Below are 1,921 nucleotides of genomic sequence, written 5' to 3' on the forward strand. Positions count from 1 at the left end.
CAACGCAGGTCTCATAAGAGCGCAGATCTCAGGACCGGGACACTAGGCCTGGGGTACCACGCTCACCGTTCGGTCCACGGCGTCACCGGCTCAACTGCCGTCGAGCATGTCTCGGATCACCTGTTCCAGCTCCGGAAGCTTCTCCTTCAATACCTGCCAGACCAGCGCGTCGTCCACGGTGGCATAGCCGTGGATCAGGATGTTCCGGAACGCTACGATGCGAGGCAGCTCGGGGATCGCGGAGGCGATCTCTGGGGCGACCCTGGACAGCTGGTTCAACGCCTCGCCGATTATCTCGAACTCACGCTCGACCGCCGCGCGGAGCATCGCATTCGACAAATAATCCTCAAATGATCTTCCCTGAGCAAAGCCACGAGCGAGTTCGGCCGCGTTCACAGCGTCCCAAAGGTACTTCCGTGGATCAGGCCGCATACAGCGGCTGCCTGGTCCGCATGACCCGTTCACGGAAGTACGGGTTACGGATACTCGTGACACTGACGACATCGACGGCACGGCCCAACAGCCGCTCCAGCCCTTCCTTCAGACCAAAATAGGCGCCGAAGTAGTCGAACCCCGTGCGACCGTCGTCGAACTCGACCAGCACGTCGACGTCGCTGGTGTCGACGTCGAAGGAGTCCCCGACGGCGGAACCGAACACGTCGAGACGCCGGATCCCCAGTTCTCGGCACAGAGCCTGGATCTCCGCCCGCCTCGCCTCGATCAACGGATGCACGCCCACCTCCCCGCACACGATTGTGCCCGACCGGCTGACCGGCCGACCGGCGCGTCGCCCAGCCCGGAGCGTCGACGCGACTTCACCCGTCGTCGAAGATCACGCGTCGTCGGCGTATCGCCCCGGCCGGGACCAGCGAACACTGGCAGGTACGGAACAGTCTCATGACGCCGGTCACAAGGCTCACCGTGGATGCGAGTTCTACCAGATTTACAGAACTTATGTTCGATGCTGGCTCCGGCTTGATCGTCTCAGTGTTCATTGGACATCGTCCCTGGTCAGCAATCGTGTCGCGACCGGGCGGACGATGATTTCGGAGCCTTCAACCAAGATCAAGAGGTTCTTATTGTGGCGCGTTAGGTCTACCACGCAGCGTTATCAAGCCTCCGACCTGCATAAATAGGTTCGATCTATCGGCCTGGATGATCCGCGCGATGGTGAACGGGCAGGTGGGCGGGTCGTGCTGGCGGTTCGAGCTCCCTCCAGTTCCCGGACAGTCGACTACGTTCGGTAGCTGCCGGTGTGTGCTGTCGCGCGGTCGCGCCGTCCCGAAGCCGGTGGCCACCTGGGGTCGCGGCGGTGTCGGCGGGCATCACGAAGGCCGGCGCGAGGTGCCGGATGCGGTGGCGAGCCGTAGGCGGTCGATGAGTTTGGTGAGGTTGCGGACCTGGGTCGAGTCGCGGCCGAAAGTGGCTACCAGGATTCGGCGGACGCCTTCGAGCTCGACAAGGGCTTCGTCGTGGTGGCCGGCGGCGGCGAGCAGCTGGGCGATGGTGATGCGGGCCTCGCGGATCCTGTCCGGTTCGTCGTCGCTGGCGGTCGGGTCGGCGTTCTGGACGTAGAACCGCAGCTGCGCGAGGGCCTTGTCGGGCTTGCCTGCCTGTGCATAGCCGATGCCGGCGTGGTAGGCGCAGTCGAGGACATAGGGGTGGCTCGCCTCCAGGCGGTACCGGCGGTACTCGTGGCCGGCGGCGTCGAAGAGAGCGGCCGCGCGGGTGTACTCGTCGGCGAAGAACAGTGTGGCGGCGAGGAGATGTCGCAGCTCCAGCCCGCGGGCGGGGTCCTCGGCCCCACGCTCGACGCCGTCCTCGATGAGGCTGATGGCCTCGGAGGGGCGGTCATTGTCGAGGAGCACGCGGACGTTGGCGCGCAGCCTGTAGACATCCGCGTCGGAGAGCTGCGGATGGC

Annotated in this window: 2 protein-coding genes and 1 pseudogene; all 3 read right to left on the bottom strand. The window is 64.9% G+C overall.

What is annotated here, in order from left to right; translation table 11 throughout:
• Positions 1–90: 90 nt before the first annotated feature.
• Complete coding sequence (locus DD1DGNOD_RS06810; protein WP_346434279.1) at positions 91–504, bottom strand: HepT-like ribonuclease domain-containing protein; 414 nt, start codon at positions 502–504, stop codon at positions 91–93.
• A complete protein-coding gene (locus tag DD1DGNOD_RS06815) occupies positions 422–733 on the bottom strand; it encodes a nucleotidyltransferase family protein (RefSeq protein WP_131767276.1) in 312 nt (103 codons plus the stop codon). The genes DD1DGNOD_RS06810 and DD1DGNOD_RS06815 overlap by 83 nt, the downstream gene beginning before the upstream one ends.
• A 592-nt stretch (positions 734–1,325) precedes the next feature.
• Positions 1,326–1,921: pseudogene (locus tag DD1DGNOD_RS26635) on the bottom strand (tetratricopeptide repeat protein); the annotation flags it as partial.

It is taken from the genome of Candidatus Protofrankia californiensis, from assembly GCF_900634765.1.
Classification (GTDB): Bacteria; Actinomycetota; Actinomycetes; order Frankiales; family Frankiaceae; genus Protofrankia; species Protofrankia californiensis.